Below are 1471 nucleotides of genomic sequence, written 5' to 3' on the forward strand. Positions count from 1 at the left end.
CGATCACCACACGACTCATCCGATGCTTCTCCTCATCCGTACACTGTGGACGATCGGCGAGGAGGGCAACGCTACTTTGAGCTGGGCATACCCCTGACTTGTCTACTGGAGTCAGACGCTTGGGTCTGCAGCCCGTAGCGTCAGGGCGCCGGTTGGCACTGGCTCGCATACCCCTTGCCGCCTTCGGGCTGGCTCATCAAGAGCGTGCCGCCGCTGGCCGGCGCCCGGCCGTGGCGTGGCTCAACAGAGGCGTGCGCAACGAATTCCCCAAGTCAGGCTGCCCGCCACGGCGACCCCTATCCCGGTCGACGTTAGGAACCCGTAGCTCTGTGATCACCATCGGCATCGACCCGCACAAGTCCTCTTTGACCGCCGTCGCCCTCGACACAACCGGCCACCTCCTGGCGACCCGGCGGATCACCGTCAACGCCGCCGCATACCTCACGCTGACCAGCTGGGCCGCCCGCTGGTCCGAACGCCGCTTCGCCGTCGAAGGTGCCGCCGGCCTCGGCCGCGGCATCGCCCAACTCCTCGCCGCCGCCGGCGAGGACGTTGTCGACGTCCCCGCTACCCTCGCGGCCCGAGCTCGGCTGCTGGACACGGGCGGCACCCGCAAGACCGACGCCGCAGACGCCGCCAGCGTCGCCCATGCCGCCATGCGGCACAAGAAGCTGCATCCTGTCGTCGCCGAGAACGACCACACCCGGCTCCGGCTGCTCTCCGAGCGCCGCGACGACCTGGCCCGCGAACGCGTCCGGCTTCTCAACCGACTCCACGTGCTGCTGCGCGACCTGATCCCCGGCGGCGCCGCCGCGGACCTCACTGCCGACAAAGCCGCGGCGTTGATGCGGACCATCCGGCCGCTCACCGCCGTCGACCACTGCCGCCGCGACCTCGCCCGGGACCTGGTCGCCGATCTACGCCACCTCGACCGGCGCTTGCACGCCAACGAAGCCCAGACCCGGCAGGTCCTGGCCGAGACCCACTCGACTATCACCAGCATCCGTGGCGTCGGGCACATCATCGCCGGGAAGATCCTCGGCCACGTCGGCGACATCACCCGCTTCCCGACCGCCGACCACTTCGCCAGCTACGCCGGCACCGCCCCACTCGAAGCATCAAGCGGCGAACGCCGCCGCCACCGACTCAACCCAACCGGCAACCGCCAACTCAACACAGCCCTACACACCATCGCCCTCGTCCAAGCCCGCGACCCCGGCCCCGGCCGCACCTACTACCAGCGCAAACTCGCCGAAGGCAAAACACCAGCCGAAGCCCGCCGCGCCCTCAAACGACGCCTCACCAACGTCCTCTACCGCCACCTCACCAACGACCAACGCAAACTCATTCCGTCCACGGGTTGACACACAGAGGCGCTCTTGAGCCACTCCAGGCCACGGTGACCGGCGGGCGCAAGCCATGTGAGAGTCACACCCACGTGCAGTGGACAGCCGCTTGTGAGAGCCACCCG

The 1471-nt window shown here is 68.7% G+C and carries 1 protein-coding gene; it reads left to right on the forward strand.

The window, feature by feature from the left end; genetic code table 11:
* Window positions 1–251: 251 nt before the first annotated feature.
* Window positions 252–1364, forward strand: coding sequence for an IS110 family RNA-guided transposase (locus ABT369_RS57790; protein ID WP_350627271.1), 1113 nt, complete (start codon window positions 252–254; stop codon window positions 1362–1364).
* Window positions 1365–1471: the final 107 nt, after the last annotated feature.

Origin of the sequence: Dactylosporangium sp. NPDC000244, assembly GCF_040300725.1 — a bacterium.
Classification (GTDB): domain Bacteria; phylum Actinomycetota; class Actinomycetes; order Mycobacteriales; family Micromonosporaceae; genus Dactylosporangium.